This is a genomic window from Streptomyces cahuitamycinicus (assembly GCF_002891435.1).
Lineage (GTDB): Bacteria > Actinomycetota > Actinomycetes > Streptomycetales > Streptomycetaceae > Streptomyces > Streptomyces cahuitamycinicus.
Genome location: NZ_POUC01000799.1, coordinates 1 through 1,718, shown reverse-complemented (window position 1 = coordinate 1,718; position 1,718 = coordinate 1). Strand labels below are relative to the sequence as shown.

Here is a 1,718-nt window from a genome sequence, read left to right as displayed (position 1 = left end):
CAACCTGCCCCGGCTGCCCCCGGCCGACCCGTCGGCCTCGCCCGCCACCGGCTGGACCCGCGCCCACTGGGAGGCCGTCGCCGACCGCCTCCTGGACGCCCTGACGCCCTACGCCTCCCCGGGCCTGGCCCAGTACCGCCTGCCCGGGCCGCCCAGCCAATCCGGGCCGTGGTCCGACGGACTGGAGGGCTTCGCCCGCTCCTTCCTGCTGGCCGCGTTCCGCATCGCCGGTTCGGGCGGGCGGGAGACGCCCGGCCTGATCGAGCGGTACGCGGCCGGGCTGGAGTCCGGCACCGACCCGCGCAGCCCCGACCACTGGCCGCCCATCACCGACCGGAGCCAGCCCATGGTCGAGGCGTCGTCCGTCGCGATCGCCCTGCACGAAACCCGCCCCTGGATCTGGGACCGGCTCGACGACCGGGTACGGCAGCGGATCGCCGACTGGCTCGGCGGCTTCCTCGGAGCGGTCGTCAACGACTCCAACTGGCGGCTGTTCCAGGTCATCACCGAGGAGTTCCTCGCCTCCGTCGGCGCCCCGCACAGCCGCGCCGAGATCGACGCCGGGCTGGCCAGACTGGAGGACTGGTACCGGGGCGACGGCTGGTACACCGACGGTGACGGCCGCAAGTTCGACTACTACAACGCCTGGGCCCTGCACCTCTATCCGGTGCTCTGGGCGCGTATCGCCGGACCGCGCGCCGACTCCCGGCTGGTGGCGGAACACCGGGCGCGTCTGCGGTCGTTCCTCCACGACCACCAGCACTTCTTCGGCGGCGACGGCGCCCCCGTCCACCAGGGCCGTTCCCTCACCTACCGGTTCGCCACGACAGCGCCCCTGTGGGCGGGCGTGCTCGCCGACGCCACTCCGCTCCCGCCCGGCCGCACCCGCCGCCTCGCCTCCGGGGCGCTGAAGCACTTCGCCGAGCGGGGCGTGCCCGACGAGCGGGGGCTGCTCACGCTCGGCTGGTACCGGCCCTTCCTCCCGGTCACCCAGCGCTACTCGGGCCCCGCCTCCCCGTACTGGGCGAGCAAGGCCTTCCTCGGCCTGCTCCTGCCCGCCGACCACCCCGTGTGGACCGAGCCCGAGGAACCCGGCCCGGCCGAGTCGGGCGACGTCCGCCGCGCGTTACCCGCCCCGGGCTGGCTGCTGCACTCCACCGCCGCCGACGGAATCGTCCGGCTCGTCAACCACGGCAGCGACCGGCTGCCACCCCCACCCGCGACGGCTGAGGACAGCCCGCACTACGCCCGGTTCGCCTACTCCAGTGCGACGGCGCCCGAGACACCGGCGCACCGGGCTCCCGACAACCACATCGCCCTGCTCGCCCCCGACGGCACGCCCACCCCGCGCGGCCGCATCCACCCCCTCGGCGTCCAGGGCGCGCGGGCCGCCTCCTGGCACCGGGCGGTGCTCCCGGGCAGCGACGAAGGACACCGCATCGAGACGGTCAGCGTGACCCACGGCGCCTGGGAGGTCCGGGTCCACCGCGTCGACGCGCCGCCCGGCACACCCGTGCGCGAAGGGGGCTGGGCCGTCGCCGACGACAGCGCGCCGCCGGTCGCGTCGGCCGGCCCCGGGCGGGCGCGGGCCCGGCGCGCCGACGGGCTGACCAGCACCATCGTCGCACTGCACGGGTGGCGGGACGCCGGGGCCGCGGTGGCCCGGGCGGCCGGCACCAACGCCTGCGGCCACCACTCGGCGACCCCCTGCCTCACCC

1 protein-coding gene is annotated in these 1,718 nt (G+C 76.4%); it reads left to right on the top strand.

Translation table 11 applies throughout. The annotated features are described in order from the left end of the window. Positions 1–4 precede the first annotated feature (4 nt). The coding region (locus tag C1J00_RS42965; RefSeq protein WP_102914186.1) for a DUF2264 domain-containing protein at positions 5–1,718 on the top strand (1,714 nt) is incomplete at its 3' end.